Raw genomic sequence first — 19,433 nt, forward strand, 5'->3', positions numbered from 1 at the left:
TGCTCCGTTTTTGTTTATAGAATAGCTAAAATGATAAAGTTCAAAATAAATAATAAATTGACGACCCATAACACAGGTGAGATTTCAGCACCTTTGCCTTTCGCCATTTTGACGATGGCAAAGAAGATAAATCCAGCAGCGATGCCGTAAGAGATACTGTAACACAAGCCCATGAAAATACTTGCAAAAAACGCTGGAACAGCTTCTTCTAGGTCCAACCAGTTGATGTCTGCAAAGGAAGCCATCATCATTACACCAACCAAGATCAACGCTGGCGCAGTAGCCTGAGCAGGAACGATGGCAATTAGAGGGGAGAACAGGCTGCTCAATGCGAATAATGCTGCCACTACAACGGAAGTCAAGCCAGTTCGTCCGCCTGCTCCGATCCCAGCCGCAGATTCCACATAGGTAGTCGTGTTTGAAGTCCCAAAGACAGCACCGATGGACGTAGCGATCGCATCAGCGAACAACGCACGATCCATTTTTGTCTTAAATCCTTTAGAATCCGCCGCTTCTAAAGCCAACTCATCTTCTTTAGAGAAAATCCCTGTCCGACGACCAGTCCCAATAAAGGTACCGATCGTATCGAAGGTATCTGATAAACTAAAGGCTAAGATCGTCATTAAAACCTGCGGCAATTTCGAAGAATCAGAAAACAACGAGCCCATTCCTTGAGGACCAAAGGCAGCGCCAAAGGTCGTTTTCAATTCTCCGACGGAACTGCCTAACGAATTGCTTTGAAAATCGATCGCACCCAATTGGACCACGCCCATTGGGATGCCAATCAGTGTCGTTGCAACGATACCGATCAAAATCGCTCCGCGAACATTTTTTACTACTAAAACAGTCGTTAAAACTAAACCGATCACTGCCAAAAGGATCGGTGCATTGTTGAAATTCGCCAATGCAGGAACGATACCGCTATTCATTGAAACACTGGTAGCTTGTCCTTTTTCTACCATGCTGCTGGTGATCGTAGGGCCATCTGCTGTAAAAGCCAATAAGTTGGCGTTCTTTATCCCTACATACGCAACAAAAATCCCAATCCCGCCTCCAATCGCATGCTGCATGCTCTCAGGAATCGCATGAATAATCAATCGGCGAATTTTAGTGATCGTGATTAAAATATTGATCATTCCACAAATAAAGACCATTGCTAGTGCTTGCTGCCAAGAATACCCTAGTCCAAATACAACAGTATAAGTGAAGAAAGCATTCAACCCCATCCCTGGTGCCTGCGCATAAGGGACATTGGCAAACAACCCCATCACCAATGTTCCGATAACGGAAGCAATGATGGTCGCTAGAAAAACTGCTTGGAATGGCATACCAGAGGCTGACAAAATCGTTGGATTGACAAACAGGATGTAGCTCATTGCAAAAAACGTCGTAACGCCTGCCATGACCTCTGTCGAGACTGACGTATTCTGTTCCTTCAGTTTAAAAAAATTGTCCATTTCGAATGTACACTCCTCATTATAATAATCGCTAAAAATAGAATACTTCAAGATTATAGGGGAAGAGAAGTGGATAATCAATCAAAATTAGAATCATTCAAACAAAAAAAGATAACAATGTTCGTGTTTTAGGAACATTGTTATCTTTTAAACTGTTTTAGAAGAAAGAGAATAATCAAGTTGAAGACAAGAAGGATGGCAAAAAGAAAACTGCCTGCTCGAGCCAAGGCATTTAAGAACAAGGATAACATCGTAGCAGAGGAAAAATTCAAGCTAAACGGCCAACGCAAGGAATACGCAAACCCGCTGTTTCCATTGCTCAACACAAAGTTTGGCACATTTTCGAATTGATCCAAACTATACTGATACACATTTTGCAGCAGTCTTTCGTAAAGGGGTTCAAAAAAAACAAACAGCACCAGCAATGTCAGAATTGATAGTCCGATCGTGCAGAAAAGGTGGATAATGAAAGCCGCTGTCGATTCACCAAATGGTTTTGGCGCATGCTGCCTCTGAAAAATGAAATAGAGAACAAAGCCAACAATACCGATCAGCAAACAGCAGATACCTAGATGATCCAAGTAATAGTTTTGGATCTCACCGACCTCTTTACTGGTAAACAATTGGACATCGCTGACGTTCGTCTGCTCTACCAGTTGTGATAAAAGCAAATAAAGCAGTCCCCATGATGTCAGCAAAAACATGGAAATCAGAATATAAATATAGTTAAGTAAAAAGCGAGATTTATTGATTTTAAAAGCTATCAGTGACTTCTGAAGAGAATGCATTTCTTCCACCTCATAAGCCAGTATAAAGCGGTAATTTGAAAGAAGTATGAATTCTCAACGAAAAGCCGAAGATTTTTTTAACCGAAAAAGACCTTCAGCCAAAAGACTGAAGGTCTAAGTAGTTATTCTGGTGCAGGTTGTTCTGTTGGTTGTACAGGTTCCTGATACTGTTGATAAGTCTGTGTCTTATACAGATCAACGGTTGATTTATTGCCATGCTGACTATACAAACTGGTTGATTTGTCACCGAGCTTCGTCTCTGCCTTTTGCAAACGCTGCAGAGCATTTTTATAATCGAAGTCAGCAGGGTCTATTGGTTCCAATCCGCTCGCAGTATAGAAACGCAGCAAATCACCATTATTTACATTATCAGAAGTACTCAACTGCTCATTAACTGCTTGCTTCCATTCGTCCGCCTTTGCTTGCAAACTTGCATCAGGTGTCGGAATGACTAGGCCTGTGCTGTTGTCGTAAAGGCTGCCGCCGTAATACGTATAATCCGGTGTCATATAGTCACCGCTGCGGAAAGCTACCAATTGATCGTTTTCCGGAGATAATAAATCTTGTCCCAGTTGAATGTATTTGCTGGAGTCGATCCCCAGTAGATGCAGAAGTGTAGGCAAGCTGTCTACTTCACCGCCATAAGTATGGTTGATTCCGCCTTTGTCTTGTCCAGGCAGATGGATCATGTATGGCACGCGCTGCATTTGAGCATTGTCAAAATTACTCCACGTTTCTTTTGATTGACCCAATAAAGGAGCCAAATCTGGATTGCGGGAAGTTGAGATTCCATAATGATCCCCGTACATCACGATCATTGAATTCTCATACAGTCCGCTGGCTTTCAAGTAATTGAAGAATTCCTCAACAGCTTTGTCTAAGTAGTTGGCTGTTGCAAAGTACCCATTAATTGTCTCATCATTGGTAGCTGCCATTGGGAAACCTGCTTCATCATTTTTAAATTCACTATATGGATAGTGATTAGAGACCGCAATAAATTTCGAATAGAACGGCTGCTGTAAATGTTCTAAATACTGAATTGATTGTTCAAAAAATGGTTTGTCATGCAATCCGTATTGGAACGAATTATCTTCATTGACATCATAATAAGAAGCATCGAAGAAATGGTCATAACCAAATCGCTTATAGGTTTCTGTTCGATTCCAGAAGTTTCCTGAGTTCCCGTGGAAAGCAGCACTGCTGTAGCCGGCCTCTTGCTTTAAAATATCGGGAGCAGCCTGGAAGGTATTCTTGCCGCCTAATTGGGTAAACAGAGAACCTTGGTTCAAACCGAACAACGAATTTTCCAATAAAGTCTCAGCGTCGGATGTCTTTCCCGCTTTTACCTGATGGAAAAAGTTGTCAAAGCTGAAAGTGCTGTTGTTATGGTAAAGACTATTGATAAACGGTGTGACTTCATGTTCTTGACCATTCTCATCGGTCAGCTTGTAGTCGATCAAAAACTGTTGGAAACTCTCTAAATGAATGTAAATTACATTTTTCCCTTTGGCCAGACCGTAAAGCTCATCGTTGGGCGCGGCATAGTGGCCTTGGACGTAGTCTTCAACATCCTTCAAATCATTTGGACTCGCTTCCGCACGGACTTGATTTGTTTTATAAGTTTGAATCCCGTCGTAAGCTGTAAAAACGTTTAGCCCCAAGTATTTTACTAGATAATCTCGTGAGAAAGTCCGGGTTAACAAACCAGAACGATCGGTTTCGGCTAAAAATAAGTTTCCTGAGAAAATCAACACAGACAACGCTGTAACTGCTAATGCCATACGAGCACGTACTGGACGTTCCTCTTCTTTAATCACTTTTTTCCAAAGAAGAATCGGTAAAACCACCAAATCGATCACAAAAAGCAGATCGTATGGACGAAACAGCCGAATCGCACTTTCTCCAAGTCCGCTAGCAACTTTTCCTGCTCCTAACAAAGTATTGACAGTGATGAAATCCGTGAACTCGCGATAATAAACCACATTCGAGAACAACAAAATACTAGCCAGAGCAAAGATCAGCAGCATCGTTCGATAGGCTGCCCTAGGTCGTCGAACGTACAAAGCAATCGACAGCAGGAACATGGTTGAAGCGATTGGGTTAATGAACAAGAAAAAATATTGGAATGGACGTTCAATCCCTAAATTAAATTCAAAAAAATAAGCAAAAATGCTTTTTGCCCACAATAAGAACGTCAGCAAGGCGAAAAAACCTAAGCGTTTATTCAAAATCGCGGGAACTTTTAGTTTAGTCAATGAAAGACTTCCTTTCTGTACTAAAGAAGTATATAAAAATCCCTAGTGATTCATGCTCTCCATTTTACTAGCTGGAAATACCTACGTCAACTGAATCTCCAAACAGATTTTGATGTTTAAAAAAAACTTTATAAGCGCTTTTTTGGAATTTTTTTTGATATACTATTAAAGAACAGAAAGCAGGGACATTTATGGAAATTGAATTACGAAAAAACGCAGTAAAACGAATACGATCAGGAAATCCTCTCCTTGTGATGGATGACTTAATGATAGAACTGACAACTTTCCCAAAAAAGTGGATCACCTTCGTAGATCAGCAGAAGAAATATGTAGCCGCCGGGTATTTGGGCAAGCAAAATAAAGGAATCGGCTGGATCTTAGATAGAGAACAGAGAATCATCGATGTTCAGTTCTTAACGGAACGCTTCCAGCAAGCGTTGCAAAGACGGAGAGCCTATTTTAATGATGCTGCTACTACAGCGTTTCGGTTATTCAATGGCGAAGGGGATGGAATTGGTGGTTTGACCATCGATTACTACGACGGCTTTCTCGTTCTTTCTTGGTATAACGAGACGATTTATGACTTGAGTGAAGCCATCATCACTGCTTTGAATCAAGTTTGTCCTCATAAAGGGATGGTAGAAAAAATCCGGTTTAAGAGTGAACGGCAAGAGAGTCGATGGCTCAGTGGAGAGAAGCCGGCAGAACCGTTCATCATTCAGGAGAATGGAGTAAACTATGCCGTTTATCTTGATGAAGGATACATGACCGGAATTTTCTTGGATCAAAGAGAGGTTCGAAATCGATTGATCGAAGGACTGGCAGCCGGGCAGAAGGTTCTAAACATGTTCAGCTATACTGGGGCCTTTTCTGTAGCTGCTGCTATCGGCGGAGCCAGCGAGACCACAAGTGTAGATCTGGCACAGCGCAGTCTGCCGAAGACAGCAGAACAGTTTGAGGTCAATGGGATTCCCTTAGACAATCAAAAAATCGTTGTCATGGATACGTTTGAGTATTTCCGATACGCAGCTAGAAAAGGCTTGACGTACGATGTGATCATTCTCGATCCGCCAAGCTTTGCACGAAACAAAAAGAAAACTTTTTCAGTCTTGAAAGATTATGGGCGTTTGATTGAACAAGGCGTTGAGCTTCTCAATAGAAGCGGTAAGCTGATTGTCTCGACCAATGCAGCCAATTTTCCGATCCAAAAGTTTAAACAAGTGGTTGAAGCGAGTTTAAAAGAGAAAGACACGACTTATCAGCTAGTAGAAGAATACCGTTTGCCGCCTGATTTTGCAGCAGTTGATCAGCTAGCAGAGAGCAACTATTTAAAGGTCTTGTTTTATGATGTCAAAAAAAAGAATAATGGAGACGAGTGAAGATGATGGATGTTCAAGTTAGAAATGTACGTTTTGATGCTGGAAAACCGAAAATTTGTGTTCCCTTGGTTGGCGGTACGAGAGAAGAAATCTTAGACCAAGCGGAAAAAGCGAAAAAAATCGCCGATGTAATCGAATGGCGCGCCGATTACTATGATGAGTTGGGCGACGATGAGCAGCTGCTGGTGACGCTTTTGGCGTTAAGAGATGAAGTCCGCAACACACCGGTAATCTTCAATTTGCGCACACAAAGGCAGGGAGGAACGATCGATCTTTCACTGAAAGAATATCGTCGTTTAAATGAATTTGCAGTGACCTCTAGAGCGATCGATCTATTGGACATTGATCTAGGACTGGTCGATCAGCTGAGTACGACTTTTATCCATTGGGTTCAGGCTCTGGATGTAAAAGTGATTTTATCGGATCATCATTTTTCAGAAACGCCCAATGATGCCGTTTTATTGTTCCGCTTGAACATGATGGAACACTTTGGAGCAGATATCGCTAAAATCGTAGTCACTCCAGAAAATGAAGCAGATGTCATTCGTTTGTTGGAAATGACGTTGAGAGCTCAAACATTTGTGACTTTACCAACGATCACGGTGTCGAAGGGGAGATTAGGAAAGCTTTCCCGAGTAGCGGGTTATTTAGACGGTTCTTGCATGACTTACGGCTATCTTTCCGGTTTAGCCTCCGAAGAAGATCAGATCGAAGTTGAAACATTGAAACGTTTTTTAGATGAGTTCAGTTAGGAACGACAGCAAAATTCGGACAGGTAAGGTGAGATGACTTACATGGCAAAAAAGAAAAAGCAGAAAACCAATGCGATTCGACTGGTCGAGCAGCAAAAAATCGCGTATCAGGAACATGAATATCAATGGAGTGAAGAAAATCTTGGTGCTGCACATGTTGGCGAACAAGTAGGCATGGATGCTTCTAAAATATTCAAAACATTGGTAGCTGTTGGAAACAAAACGGGACCGATCGTGGCAGTGATTCCCAGCGACCACGAATTGGATCTGAAGAAAATTGCTAAAGCTAGTCAAAACAAAAAAGTCGAGATGCTGCCGATGCGTCAGCTGGAGGAAATGACCGGCTATATTCGCGGTGGCTGCTCACCAATCGGAATGAAAAAACTATTTCCGACTTTTTTAGATGAATCAGCTAAAGAACAGCAAACGATCGCGGTTTCTGCGGGAAAAAGAGGACTGCAAATGGAGCTTGATCCTCTCGCGATTGCTAAGCTGACGAGAGGACAGTTTGCTCCAATTACACAAGATCAGGAAAATGCGTGATAAGCGGCATGGGTCCCAGCCACATGCCCGGTGCACAAAGCGGCGGTAATATTGAAGCCGCCAGTGTACCCATGGATATCCATAACCTCACCGGCAAAGAACAAGCCGGTGTTTTTTTTGCTGCTCATGGTTTTTGGGTCAATTTCTTTTAAATCAATCCCTCCACCAGTCACAAAGGAGCGTTCGAGTCCAAAGGTGCTTTTAGCTACTAAGTTCCAGTTTTTGCATAAGCCGATCAAATCAAGCAGCTGCTGTTTTTTAACTTGAGCTGCAGATACTCTGCCAAGATTAAGCTGATTTAAGAAGTAAGTTAAAAGACGCTCCGGCAACAGTGTGGATAGACTATTCTTAAGCGACTTGCTCGAGTTTTCTATCCGCTCCAGCAGATCCTTTAATAATTCTTCCTTAGAAAGTGAAGGAAAGCAATCCAACTTTAAGCTGACTCGCTGTTGAGTCTTCAAAAGCTGATTGACAAATCCAGAACACCTCAGTGCGGCTGGGCCGGATAAACCAAAATGAGTAAACAGTAGATCCATTTCATGGGCGGTCACTTCCTTATTCTTTTCATCCATTACAGATAGACGCACATCACGCAAAGATAAGCCTTGGAGTGTCTTATCCTTGATGAAGTCTTCGTCAAGATTGATAGGAGATTCTGTTGGATAGAGAGGTGTAATATGATGCCCCACTGTTTTGGCAAACTGGTAGCCGTCACCCGTGGCTCCAGTGGAAGGGTAGGTTAATCCTCCTGTGGCGATAATGATGCTTTTTGCAGAAACGTCTTCTTCTTCCGTTCGAACACCCATCAGCTGTTCTCCATTATGGATTAATTTTGCAACAGGAGTTTGAAAGTTGAGGTCCACCCCAAGTGCCACGAGCTCATCTTCTAAAGCCGAGACAATCGTCTTCGATTTATCAGAGACAGGGAAAATCCTGCCATGGTCTTCTTCCTTTAAAGCAATATTACGCTCTTGGAAAAAAGCCATGATATCTTGGTTGTCCCACTGAGAAAATGTACTGTAAAGGAAACGTCCATTTCCGGGAATATGAGCGATCAAGTCGTCTACCGGTTGATTGTTTGTCACATTGCATCGGCCGCCGCCGGTCATCAACAGCTTTTTTCCTAACCGTTTGTTTTTTTCAAAAAGTGCTACTTTCGTTCCAAGAGTGGCTGCAGAAATTGCCGACATGATCCCGGCAGGCCCTCCGCCAATAACGATGACGTCGAACTGTCTTTTCATTTTATTCACCTCGTGGGCAAGTTTATCACGAATTTTATTACACTTCTATTAGAAAATGATGTAAACTATGAGTACCAAATGTGAGGGAGGACTTTTATGGAAGCAAAGCAGTATGTAGCAGAGATTCAAAAGTATCTGGAGGAAAAAGACCCTAATCAAAGCGAATTTTTACAAGCGGTGGAGGAATTCCTGCCAACGATCGTTCCCTTTTTAGAGGAACATCCTGAATACGTCGAAAACAATATTTTAGGGATTATCACTGAACCAGAGCGCATGATCCAATTCCGAGTGCCTTGGCAGGATGATGCAGGGAAGTGGCAGGTGAATCGTGGTTATCGGGTTCAGTTCAATTCAGCGATCGGACCTTATAAAGGCGGCTTGCGTTTCCATCCGAGTGTAAATTTGAGTATATTGAAATTTTTAGGCTTTGAGCAAATCTTCAAAAACAGCTTGACAGGTCTGCCGATCGGGGGCGGAAAAGGCGGCTCAGATTTTGATCCTAAAGGAAAGAGCGACGCAGAGATCATGCGCTTTTGCCAAAGCTTCATGACCGAATTGTCTAAACATATTGGACCTAATCTGGATGTACCGGCAGGCGATATCGGCGTTGGCGGCCGTGAAATCGGATATTTATTTGGGCAATACAAACGTCTGCGTGAGTATGATGCAGGGGTATTGACCGGAAAACCAGTTAACTTCAATGGCAGCCTTGGACGAACGGAGGCCACTGGCTACGGAGCGGTTTACTTTGTAAAACATTTGCTGCAGGACAAAGGAGATTCTTTCGAAGGCAAAAAGGTATTGGTTTCCGGCAGCGGAAATGTGGCTATCTATGCTATTGAAAAAGTCCATCAACTTGGTGGTACAGCCATTACCTGCTCTGATTCAAATGGATACATTTATGATAAAGCCGGCATTGATCTGGCTCTATTGAAGGAGCTCAAAGAGGTTCGTCGGGCGCGTTTGACAGAATACGTGAAGGAGCGTCCAGAAGCAGAATATTATGAGGGCTCCGTATGGGATCTTGAAAAGGCTGCGGATATCGCTTTACCATGTGCGACGCAAAATGAGATCGATGAAGTCAAAGCGCAACGCTTGGCTGCGAATGGTGTCAAGATCGTTGCTGAAGGGGCAAATATGCCAAGTACGATGGCGGCCGTGAAGGTCTATCATGAAAAAGGCATTTACTACGGTCCGGGGAAAGCGGCTAATGCTGGCGGTGTGGCTGTTTCTGCCTTGGAAATGAGTCAAAACTCTCAGCGGTTGTCTTGGACAAAAGAAGAAGTGGATCAGCGATTAGACGAAATCATGTTGAACATCTACGAAACTTGTCGTGACACTGCCGAAAAATATGCAGAAAAAGACAATTTTGCCGCAGGTGCAAATATTGCCGGATTTGAAAAAGTTGCTAAAGCGATGCTTGCTCAAGGATTGGTATAATCTTTAAAAAAATAAAGGTTCAAGCTTGAAAAAAAAGCAAAAGAAACGTAAAGTATTACGTGTACGAAATGATTTTTTCAGCTTTAGAGCAGCTTGCACGGTTGGTTACTCGAACTGTGGAGCGAACTCTTTTGCTGAGAAGATTATTACCTTTACGCCAACTTAGGAGGAACAAACATGGGACACATTCATTTCGATTATTCGAAAGTAGCTCCATTCGTCAACGACCATGAAATGGAGTATATCAAAAGCCAAGTAGCTGTAGCTCACAAGGAACTACGTGCGGGTACTGGTGCAGGAAAAGACTTTTTAGGTTGGATCGATCTTCCAGCTGACTATGACAAAGAAGAGTTTGCACGAATTAAAAAAGCCGCAGAAAAAATCCAATCTGATTCAGAAGTATTGGTTGTAATCGGAATTGGCGGTTCTTACTTAGGAGCACGTGCAGCGATCGAATTCTTGCATCACTCATTCTTTAACGTATTAGGTAAAGACGATCGCAAAGCACCTCAAGTTTTCTTTGCAGGAAACTCAATCAGCTCAAGTTATCTCGCTGATTTGATCGAAGTGATCGGAGACCGCGACTTCTCAGTCAATGTGATTTCTAAGTCAGGAACCACCACTGAACCAGCAATCGCTTTTCGTGTATTCAAAGAATTATTAGTTAAAAAATACGGGGAAGAAGAAGCCAACAAACGCATTTATGCAACTACTGACAAAGCGCGTGGCGCAGTCAAAACGGAAGCAGATGCAGCTGGCTGGGAAACCTTCGTGATTCCGGATGATGTGGGCGGCCGTTTCTCTGTTTTAACCGCAGTGGGTCTATTGCCGATCGCAGCCAGTGGAGCAGATATCGATGCATTGATGCAAGGTGCTGCTGATGCGCGCGAGGCCTATTCTAGCGAAAATCTGGATGAAAATGAAGCCTATCAATATGCAGCTTTGAGAAACTTACTTTATCGTAAAGGAAAAGTAACTGAAATATTAGTTAATTATGAACCTGGGCTGCAATACTTTAACGAATGGTGGAAACAATTGTACGGAGAGTCAGAAGGAAAAGACTTGAAAGGAATCTACCCATCAAGCGCCAACTTCTCGACTGATTTGCATTCCTTCGGACAATACATCCAAGAAGGCCGTCGTAATATTTTCGAAACAATCGTGAAGGTGAACAGTCCTCGCAAATCTGTATCAATCCCTAGTCAAGAATCTGACTTGGATGGGTTAGGCTATCTGGAAGGCAAAGATATCGATTTTGTAAACACCAAAGCCTTCGAAGGAACCTTGCTTGCACATACGGATGGCGGCGTGCCAAACTTAGTATTGAATATTCCTACAATGGATGCTTATACACTAGGTTACACGATGTATTTCTTTGAGATTGCTGTAGGAATTTCTGGTTACTTGTTAGGTGTGAATCCATTTGACCAACCAGGTGTAGAAGCTTACAAGAAAAACATGTTTGCCTTGCTTGGAAAACCTGGCTTTGAGGACTTGGCAAAAGAATTGAATGAACGTCTGTAAAACGAACAAGCGCTCTTTTTTGGGCGCTTTTCTTTTTGAAATTTAATAAATAAAGGCTTGTCGATCGTAGATATCGCTCTATTTTAGAATGAAATAGGGGAGTGTGAACTGGGAAAGTGCTTTTTTAAAAAAATACCGTAAATATCAAATAACCACCTCTGGCTGAATAAAAAGCAAGAGGTGGTTATTTTTGTAAGTTATACATTGCTGAAGGAACTCCTTATCATTGACGGACTAAAGTGTCGATCGCTTGTTCAATGGTAATGCCAAAAGCAAATTTATTTTCATCTGCCGCATCGATTGCTAAAAATTGATTATTCACAAAATCAAAAGCAATTCGATAGTACCTATTTTCTTTTAGGAACGTCATTTTCTCCCCCCCCTTCCAGCTCTCCTATTTAACTATAGCATTATTTAGTGGAAAAACAAACTAAATAATGCTGAATTAAAATAACATATTTTATATAAAACATATGATTTTTGTGAATGATTGAGCGATATTATCAGGAATCCGTATAAAATGAAAAAAATAGCATTTTAGCAAGCAGGAGATTTACGAATGATTAAAATATAACACAGGTGATTATATATATCGTTTTTTCATTTATTCATCGCTCTTTATGTACTACCCAAAATATTGAAAAAAATGTCAAAAAATCGTTTTCAAGGAAATGATCATATGTTATTATAAAAACAGGGGAAAGGAGTTTTGAAATGGAGAATATTGAAATCGGTGAAGCATACCAATGCAAAGCGATCGGCTTAGAAAAAGAGGTAATCGGTGTTGTTGAACAATTGTACACAAACACCGCGTTGATCAATGTGGTTCAATGTGAATCTGTTGACCGTATCGCTGTAATCGAGCGCCAAAATCGCTTGCTCGTAAAATATGAAGACATTTATTGCAATGCAACAATTGAATATCCTGCATAAAGATCAGCCTGAGCTGGTCTTTTTTTTGAACAAAAAAAGACTCACTAGTCTAGTGAGTCAATAGGCTGCTTAATAGTTGCCCTCCATGGAGGAGCGCGAAGCTGTATAAGAAAATGGATGCGGGTTTTGCTAATAAGATGATCGCTGTATACTTTTTGAAAGATATATTGGTTAAACTAGCCATCAAACAAAGCGCATCATCTGGAGCAATTGGCAGGAATATCGCCAAAGAGAACATTTTTTCAAAGCGGCGATCATTTTCTAGCCAATGACTATATTTGCGATAAACCTTTTCGCTGACCAAATGAGAAATGAAAGGTTTTCCATAATGTCTTCCTAATAGAAACAAGATAATCGAGCCTAAGCAAATTCCGAGATAATTATATAGGAAACCCCAATAAGGTCCAAAAATCAAAACCCCCGCAGCCAAACTGATTCCGCCAGGCAAGATCGGGATGATGACTTGAATCATTTGGATCAAAATGAAAACGAGTGGGCCAGCGATCGTTGAGTTTCCAACGAGATGGCGAAGCGAGGCCATGTCTTGAAAGACACCTAAACGATAAAAATAGATCGACAAAGCTATAGAAAAGGCAATTCCCGTGAAAGAAACAGCATTGATCAATTTTTTCGATTGCGAAACGCTCATCAAAAATCATCTCCTTTTGACTCATCCTATCGTTAAGTAGAAGTATAATGCAATTCATTTGTTTTTGCATAGGACTTGCGACGGATTTTAACGAAAAGCCAAAACTTTAATATTTTACACTTTTTTTAGATTCAGATATGCTGTTGGTATCAAGGAATGTTAAATAGGAGGTGATTATTTGAATAAGGAGAAAGGGATCATTCATGAATCAACAGGCGCAAGTCTAGAAGAAATCAATGCAACGGTTGAGGTTCCTAAAGATGGGAGCTTTCTAAAAAAACTTTTGGCTTATAGTGGGCCTGGGGCTTTGGTAGCTGTTGGATATATGGATCCCGGCAACTGGATCACATCGATCGCGGGAGGGGCTGAATACAAATACAGCCTGTTATCGATCGTTTTGCTTTCGAGTCTCGTTGCGATGCTCTTGCAAAGCATGGCTGCCAAACTTGGCATCGTTACTGGAAAAGATCTCGCTCAAATCACAAGAGACCAGACCACTAAATCTGGCGGGTTTGTTCTATGGATCATTAATGAGTTGGCGATTATGGCGACAGATATTGCCGAAGTGATCGGTGGAGCGATCGCTTTACAGCTTCTGTTCGGGCTGCCGTTGCTTTTTGGGGTCTTACTGACGACCTTTGATGTCTTATTGCTGCTGTTGCTGACTAAACTAGGATTTCGTAAAATCGAAGTGATTGTCGCATTGCTGATAACGGTGATTTTTTGCGTTTTCGGTTATGAGGTTGCCTTAGCGGACCCTCATTTTGGGGAAGTCATTCGCGGATTTATTCCAGATACACAAATCGCTGCAGACCGTTCTATGCTTTTACTCGCCTTAGGAATCGTTGGGGCAACGGTAATGCCTCATAACCTATATCTGCATTCCTCCATTTCGCAATCACGAGCTTTTGACCGGAAGAATGAAAAGGAAATAGCAGAGGCCGTCCGCTATACAACGTGGGATTCAAATCTGCAATTGACTGTAGCGTTTATCATTAATTGTTTGTTGCTGGTTCTGGGCGGAGCCCTGTTTTACGGCAGCAACAGCGATCTTGGTAAATTCGTTGATCTGTACGATGCTTTGCAAGACCCTTCGATCGTTGGCGGGATCGCTAGTCCTGTTTTAAGTACACTATTTGCCGTTGCTTTATTAGCTTCTGGTCAAAATTCAACTATTACTGGGACCTTGTCAGGTCAAATCGTGATGGAAGGATTTATCCGTTTGAAGATGCCTCTTTGGATGCGGAGAGTGGTTACGAGATTGCTGGCAGTCGTGCCTGTAATTATCTGTGTTGTGCTTTATGGCGGAAATGAGAATGCTGTAGAAGACCTGTTGCTGTATACACAAGTCTTTTTGAGCATTGCCTTACCAGTGTCGATCATCCCTCTGACTTTGTTTACAAGCAACGAGGAAATTATGGGCAGATTTGTCAATGCAAAATGGGAAAAGTACCTAGCATGGGGGATCACGATAGTATTGACGCTGTTAAATGCTTTTCTGATCTATAGTACATTGAAAGGCTAAAACAAAAAGACGATGAACACGTGATCCACACTCTAGCGCAGTGTGCTTAACGTTCATCGTTTTTTTATCTTGCCCAGTTAGCTAAGGTGCGTTTGATCACACGCTCGATTACGTTTGTGAACATGAAGCCTAAGGCGATCGCTCCAGAGGTCACCAAGACAGTAGCAATATTTTTCATTGAAGCATCGAAGTTTTGGTTCATCATTTCGCGAACGGCCATATAGGCGGGTCCTCCAGGAACCAAAGGAACCAGACTTGGTACATTAAAAATGATGACCGGCATATGTTTTTTCCGTGAAAAGAAAATACTAATCATACCGATCACTAAGGTTGCCAGAAAATTCGCAAACCCGGCACTCTGGTTAAAGTACGTTTGGCAAATCCAAAAGGTCATCCAGCCAAGTGCTCCTGTCAAACCGCAGGTGAGAAACGCTTTGCGAGGAATATTGGTGATAATACTAAAGGTAATCGTGCTAAACATACTAAAAAAGAAATTGATAAGAATCGTCACCAAACACCCTCCTTTAAAATAGATTAAACGCTACAATGATGCCTCCACCGATGGAACCAGCGATGAAAATAGCCTCCGTTGCACGTGCCACACCACTCAAAAGGTGTCCAGCCATGATGTCTCTAAAGGAATTCGTGATCGCTAACCCTGGCACCAGCGGCATTATGGAACCCACAATGATATTGTTCACATCTTGTGCGAATGAGAGTTTAACCGATAGAATGGCCAAACAGCCTACCAGAAGAGAAGCGAGGAAATCATTGAGAAATTTCAGGCCTAGTCGCTTGCCGAACAATGAGTGGACAGAAAAGCCCAGCATACCAATGACGAATGTCGCTGTAAAGTCAGCCCAGTCACCTCGGTAAATGATCATTAAAGTACTGCTGACGATACCGGCGGCCAGTATTTTCCAAAGTTGAGAAAAGTCCGGTGTAGCTAAATCAATTTTTTTCAAACGCTGATAGAGGTCGTAAAGCGAAAGCTCGCCATTGGCGAATGCCCGGGAGGCATGATTAACTGCGGCAACCTTTTCAAGATTGATTGACTGTTGCGTGATCTGAATCACTTGGCTGTTTTCTTCAGATGGAGAGCCTACGATCATTCCAGTCGCTGTAACGTAAATTTGAACATCTGCAAGACCTGCATTTTGCGCGATACGTTTCATGGTATCCTCGACTCGATATACTTCTGACCCTGCCTCCATCATGATTTTTCCAGCCATCAAACAAGTGCTCAAAACCAATTGCCCATAACTCTGTTGTTTCAAGATCCCACCGTCCTCTATGTATTAACATTCTCATATTATTGAAAAGAAGTGAATTAAGCAAGAAAAATGAGGGGATTGCTGTTATAATATATAATAAAGTAACAAGCATCCTTAAATGATGAAAAGAGGATGCAAATTAAAGAAACGAACCCACCGAATTATCTATAACGTTTTTTCGAAAAAAAATTTTTGAATTTGGATATTCACTTAAATTTGAATCCGGTTTCCAACTTCTTATTTGGAGTCATTGACTCAAACTATCGAAAAATTCTAAAAAAAATGAACGGAATTTAGATAACATCATGTTTAATGGTTGCAAAACTAATCAGTTTTTGATTAAAATAAAATGACAGCAAAAATAATAACAAATCGGGAGGAAAATGGCATGAGAAGAAAGGTGTATACAAAGGATCAGATTTTGAAGGCTGCTTATGAGGTTGTTGAAAATGAAGGCTTTTCTGGCTTTACAGCAAGAAATATCGCTAAAAAAATGGGGATCAGTACACAACCCATCTATCTGGAATTCAAGAATATGATGGATTTGAAGAATACTTTACTCGATGAAATCTGCAATCATCTTTACTATGATGTCTTTCCTGTTGTCCGTACAGGAGATACGATTATCGATCTTGGCCTGAATTATGTTTATTTTGCCAAAGAGCAAAGCAATCTATATACCGCTTTATACGTGCAAGAATATGGCGGCGGCAAAAAAATGCATGATTTCTCTTACAGCTATTTCCGTGAGTTGATTCGCGAGCATGACAAGTATAAGAATCTTGATGAGAATCGAATCAATGCCTTGCACGTTGGTACTTGGATCACTGTTACAGGGATCGCTACATTGATGTCTTCTGGTATTATTGAGCCTACAGAAGAAGATATCGTACACTTGATTAATCGTGCAATCGATGCAATTCTTGACAGTGACGATATTTCTGTTTTAGAAAAATTATAAGGACTTGACAATCTTAGGAAAAAGGGTAAGATGATGATTGCGGAAGGTTGGCAGAGTGGTAATGCACCGGACTCGAAATCCGGCGAGCCACAGTAATGTGGTGCACGGGTTCAAATCCCGTACCTTCCTTTCATATCAAGCCTGAGCGTGGTTTTCGCCACGCTTTTTTTGTTGGATTTTAAGTGATGAAAACTGACTGTCTACCATATTGGCTACGAAAAGAGTAAAAAACCAAGCTGCAGGTTCTAGCAGCTTGGTTTTTGCTGATTGTCTAAATTACAGATCTAAATATTTTTCTAAATAATCAGCCATACCGTCTTCAGTATTCGGCTTCGCCGTAACGTCATTGGCAACGGACTGGACTTGATCTGTTCCATTGGCCATCGCAACACCCCATCCAGCATATTCCAACATTTCTACATCGTTGTGCTCGTCACCGAATGCAATAATGTCTTCAGCGTCAGTATCGAATACTTTTACTAAATGAGCCAATCCATGCGCTTTTTGAATGCCTTTAGCCACGATTTCTAAAATAGCATTTGGCCCGCCCCAAGTATTGACCTCAACAGTATCGCCGAATTGTTGTTTGATCTCTTCAGAAACACTCTTGAGATTGTTCGGCTGGCTGCGAACGATCATCGATGTAGGGTCTTTGATCAGGGTGTTCTCAGTCAGCAAATTATCGCTTGTTGCCTCACCGGCAAACATTGCTCTATCAAAAAAGCTTAAGTCATCGATGAAAAAGGTGTCACGGTTCTCAGCTGCTATAAAGTCTAGTTTCAGATTTTTCTTTTCATTCATCAAATCGAAAACGATCGACCGATTAAAAGAAGTTTCCAATTCCTGTGCCCAAGTTTGCTCTGGCAAATGAACTAAGGCTCCGTTGAAGTTGATCATCGGGGTATTCAGATTTAATTGACGATAAAAATTACCGCTCATTCGGTAAGGCCGCCCGGTAGCGATTACCACAGAGTGACCGTCATCTATTGCACGCTGCAACGTTTTTGCTGTACGATCAGTAATTTGTGAGTCTTGATTTAGTGTCGTTCCATCTAAATCGATTGCTATCATTTTTTTCATGAAAATCATCCTTGTTCTCAATTTGTTTCAGTCTAGCATATCTGGTAAAAAACGCAACCTGAGCGCTTACAATTTGTCATTCTCTTAATCAGCGATCAAATTCGTTTTTTTTTTGGCTAAATTTTTAATTTTTTTCTGCTATAGTAAAAGAGAAGAATCATAAAAAGTGGAAGAAGGAAGAAAATGAAGGTAAATTGGCGAAGGAATTTGTTTGTTTCTTGGATCGGGTGTTTTTTTACCGGAGCAAGTTTTAGTTTGGTCATGCCTTTTTTGCCAGTCTATATTGAACAGTTAGGAACGCCGGCTTCTCAAGTCGAAATGTTTGCGGGGTTAGCGATCTCAGTCACTGCTTTTGCAGCGGCGATTGTTTCTCCGATTTGGGGAAATCTTGCGGACCGTAAAGGGCGCAAATTGATGATGATCCGCGCAGCAGCTGGGATGACTTTTTCAATGGGCTCATTGGCGTTCGTGCCAAATGTATACTGGTTGCTGATTATGCGTTTTATGACCGGTGTTTTATCAGGGTATATCCCTAATGCGACAGCGATGATTGCTTCCCAAGCTCCTAGAGAGAAAAGCGGCTGGGCTCTGGGAACCTTGTCCACCGGGGCAGTAGCCGGAAATTTGATCGGACCATCCATAGGTGGAATATTGGCGCAATGGTTTGGGCTGGAGAATGTATTCATTATTACAGGATTCATATTGTTGATATGTACAATATTGACAGTTGCCATGGTGCAAGAGTCATTTGTTCCAATTGAAAAGAAGAACATGTTAAGCATGCGCGAGTTGACGAAAAAAATCGATCATATGTCTGTCTTGGTCGGTCTATTTGTCAGCACGTTGATTTTGCAGGTAGGGATTACTAGTATCAGTCCAATTTTAACCTTATATGTTCGTGAATTGAACAAAAACAGCAGCAATACTTTACTGGTCAGCGGTTTTATTGTTTCTGCGGCTGGGATATCTGCGATCGTCTCTTCTCCAACCCTGGGGAAGATTGGGGATCGGATTGGCAATCATAAGGTTTTGTTAGCTGGTCTGTTTTTTGCTTTCCTCTGTTTTTTACCGATGGCATTTGTAAAAACACCTTTGCAGTTGGGAATCTTGCGTTTCTTTTTAGGCTTTTCGACAGGCGCACTTATGCCATCGATTAATACCTTGATTGGAAAAATCAGTCCTAAAGAAGGGGTCAGCCGGATTTACAGCTATAATCAGATGTTTAACAATTTCGGGCAGGTCTTAGGTCCGATGATTGGTTCGACCGTGGCTCATTCCTTGGGGTACTCAGCGGTCTTTTTAGTAACCAGTGTTTGTGTACTGGGGAATCTTGGGTTAAGTCTGTTCAATTTTAAGGATCTGCTAAGGAACAAGACAAAAATATAATGAGTTTGAATTAAACAAAAAACCAGTTACAATAAAGTAACTGGTTTTTATTAATGCATTGTTTTTTTGGAGGTCTCTTGTTTTGATCGTACAAAGGTGGAAATTAAGATCGTGAGCAGCCCCATCGCTAGTGAAATGATCGTCGACAGTTGAAAATCGTATACCCCGCCTTGCAATGCGCCGCCGAGATAGCAAACGGCTTGTCCGATCGCGAAGGCCCAGAAGAAAGTAACAATATATTTCATC

At 41.7% G+C, this 19,433-nt stretch carries 19 protein-coding genes and 1 tRNA gene; 10 read left to right on the forward strand and 10 right to left on the reverse strand.

Going from position 1 to position 19,433, the window contains the following annotated elements:
• Window positions 1-14: 14 nt before the first annotated feature.
• The 3 genes from NRIC_RS18005 to NRIC_RS18015 form a co-directional block, all read right to left on the reverse strand.
• Window positions 15-1,457 (reverse strand): NCS2 family permease, encoded by a 1,443-nt coding sequence (locus tag NRIC_RS18005; protein WP_146624107.1) that lies wholly within the window; start codon window positions 1,455-1,457, stop codon window positions 15-17.
• 140 nt (window positions 1,458-1,597) lie between these two features.
• Window positions 1,598-2,245 carry a hypothetical protein gene (locus tag NRIC_RS18010; protein WP_146624108.1) on the reverse strand — a complete coding sequence of 216 codons (648 nt, stop codon included), beginning with the start codon at window positions 2,243-2,245 and terminating at the stop codon, window positions 1,598-1,600.
• 122 nt (window positions 2,246-2,367) lie between these two features.
• The gene (locus NRIC_RS18015; RefSeq protein WP_146624109.1) at window positions 2,368-4,500 is read right to left on the reverse strand and encodes an LTA synthase family protein; all 2,133 of its coding nucleotides are present in this window, start codon (window positions 4,498-4,500) and stop codon (window positions 2,368-2,370) included.
• Window positions 4,501-4,691: 191 nt separating this feature from the next.
• Between NRIC_RS18015 and NRIC_RS18020 the strand changes: the two genes are divergently transcribed.
• The 3 genes from NRIC_RS18020 to ybaK are packed head-to-tail and all read left to right on the forward strand — an operon-like array spanning window position 4,692 to window position 7,174.
• Entirely contained in the window at window positions 4,692-5,879 is a 1,188-nt protein-coding gene (locus NRIC_RS18020) for a class I SAM-dependent rRNA methyltransferase (RefSeq protein WP_146624110.1), read from the forward strand.
• Window positions 5,880-5,881: 2 nt separating this feature from the next.
• Window positions 5,882-6,631, forward strand: coding sequence for a type I 3-dehydroquinate dehydratase (gene aroD / locus NRIC_RS18025; RefSeq protein WP_146624111.1), 750 nt, complete (start codon window positions 5,882-5,884; stop codon window positions 6,629-6,631).
• Between the two features lie 42 nt (window positions 6,632-6,673).
• Window positions 6,674-7,174 carry a Cys-tRNA(Pro) deacylase gene (gene ybaK / locus NRIC_RS18030; protein WP_146624112.1) on the forward strand — a complete coding sequence of 167 codons (501 nt, stop codon included), beginning with the start codon at window positions 6,674-6,676 and terminating at the stop codon, window positions 7,172-7,174.
• On the opposite strand, the gene NRIC_RS18035 is transcribed toward ybaK, so the two are convergent.
• On the reverse strand, window positions 7,159-8,415 hold the full coding sequence (locus tag NRIC_RS18035) for a BaiN/RdsA family NAD(P)/FAD-dependent oxidoreductase (protein WP_146624113.1): 1,257 nt from the start codon (window positions 8,413-8,415) through the stop codon (window positions 7,159-7,161). The genes ybaK and NRIC_RS18035 overlap by 16 nt on opposite strands.
• A 96-nt stretch (window positions 8,416-8,511) precedes the next feature.
• Here NRIC_RS18035 and gdhA point away from each other — a divergent pair, with 96 nt between their 5' ends.
• Window positions 8,512-9,855 (forward strand): NADP-specific glutamate dehydrogenase, encoded by a 1,344-nt coding sequence (gdhA, locus tag NRIC_RS18040; protein WP_146624114.1) that lies wholly within the window; start codon window positions 8,512-8,514, stop codon window positions 9,853-9,855.
• A 177-nt stretch (window positions 9,856-10,032) separates the two neighbouring features.
• Entirely contained in the window at window positions 10,033-11,379 is a 1,347-nt protein-coding gene (locus NRIC_RS18045; RefSeq protein ID WP_146624115.1) for a glucose-6-phosphate isomerase, read from the forward strand.
• Window positions 11,380-11,602: 223 nt separating this feature from the next.
• Here NRIC_RS18045 and NRIC_RS19380 read toward each other — a convergent pair whose 3' ends face one another.
• The gene (locus NRIC_RS19380; protein WP_175580158.1) at window positions 11,603-11,749 is read right to left on the reverse strand and encodes a hypothetical protein; all 147 of its coding nucleotides are present in this window, start codon (window positions 11,747-11,749) and stop codon (window positions 11,603-11,605) included.
• A 344-nt stretch (window positions 11,750-12,093) separates the two neighbouring features.
• Between NRIC_RS19380 and NRIC_RS18050 the strand changes: the two genes are divergently transcribed.
• A complete protein-coding gene (locus tag NRIC_RS18050) occupies window positions 12,094-12,312 on the forward strand; it encodes a hypothetical protein (RefSeq protein WP_146624116.1) in 219 nt (72 codons plus the stop codon).
• 49 nt (window positions 12,313-12,361) lie between these two features.
• Here NRIC_RS18050 and NRIC_RS18055 read toward each other — a convergent pair whose 3' ends face one another.
• On the reverse strand, window positions 12,362-12,961 hold the full coding sequence (locus NRIC_RS18055) for a TVP38/TMEM64 family protein (RefSeq protein WP_146624117.1): 600 nt from the start codon (window positions 12,959-12,961) through the stop codon (window positions 12,362-12,364).
• Window positions 12,962-13,139: 178 nt separating this feature from the next.
• Here NRIC_RS18055 and NRIC_RS18060 point away from each other — a divergent pair, with 178 nt between their 5' ends.
• Window positions 13,140-14,486: an Nramp family divalent metal transporter gene (locus NRIC_RS18060; RefSeq protein ID WP_146624118.1), complete on the forward strand. Its 1,347-nt coding sequence runs from the start codon at window positions 13,140-13,142 to the stop codon at window positions 14,484-14,486.
• 64 nt (window positions 14,487-14,550) lie between these two features.
• Here NRIC_RS18060 and NRIC_RS18065 read toward each other — a convergent pair whose 3' ends face one another.
• Together NRIC_RS18065 and NRIC_RS18070 are read right to left on the reverse strand one after the other, a co-directional pair.
• Window positions 14,551-14,997 (reverse strand): threonine/serine exporter family protein, encoded by a 447-nt coding sequence (locus NRIC_RS18065; RefSeq protein ID WP_146624119.1) that lies wholly within the window; start codon window positions 14,995-14,997, stop codon window positions 14,551-14,553.
• A 13-nt stretch (window positions 14,998-15,010) separates the two neighbouring features.
• The gene (locus NRIC_RS18070; protein WP_146624120.1) at window positions 15,011-15,763 is read right to left on the reverse strand and encodes a threonine/serine exporter family protein; all 753 of its coding nucleotides are present in this window, start codon (window positions 15,761-15,763) and stop codon (window positions 15,011-15,013) included.
• 385 nt (window positions 15,764-16,148) lie between these two features.
• Between NRIC_RS18070 and NRIC_RS18075 the strand changes: the two genes are divergently transcribed.
• Window positions 16,149-16,721: a TetR/AcrR family transcriptional regulator gene (locus tag NRIC_RS18075; RefSeq protein WP_146624121.1), complete on the forward strand. Its 573-nt coding sequence runs from the start codon at window positions 16,149-16,151 to the stop codon at window positions 16,719-16,721.
• Between the two features lie 41 nt (window positions 16,722-16,762).
• Window positions 16,763-16,850, forward strand: a tRNA-Ser gene (locus NRIC_RS18080).
• A 147-nt stretch (window positions 16,851-16,997) separates the two neighbouring features.
• Here the strand turns inward: NRIC_RS18080 and NRIC_RS18085 are convergent.
• Complete coding sequence (locus NRIC_RS18085; RefSeq protein WP_146624122.1) at window positions 16,998-17,801, reverse strand: Cof-type HAD-IIB family hydrolase; 804 nt, start codon at window positions 17,799-17,801, stop codon at window positions 16,998-17,000.
• A 183-nt stretch (window positions 17,802-17,984) separates the two neighbouring features.
• On the opposite strand from NRIC_RS18085, the gene NRIC_RS18090 reads away from it, so the two are divergent.
• Window positions 17,985-19,187 (forward strand): multidrug efflux MFS transporter, encoded by a 1,203-nt coding sequence (locus NRIC_RS18090; RefSeq protein ID WP_146624123.1) that lies wholly within the window; start codon window positions 17,985-17,987, stop codon window positions 19,185-19,187.
• Between the two features lie 50 nt (window positions 19,188-19,237).
• Here NRIC_RS18090 and NRIC_RS18095 read toward each other — a convergent pair whose 3' ends face one another.
• Window positions 19,238-19,432, reverse strand: coding sequence for a YjzD family protein (locus NRIC_RS18095; RefSeq protein WP_146624124.1), 195 nt, complete (start codon window positions 19,430-19,432; stop codon window positions 19,238-19,240).
• Window position 19,433: the final 1 nt, after the last annotated feature.

The organism is Enterococcus florum (assembly GCF_004309355.1).
GTDB classification, from domain to species: Bacteria; Bacillota; Bacilli; order Lactobacillales; family Enterococcaceae; genus Enterococcus_A; species Enterococcus_A florum.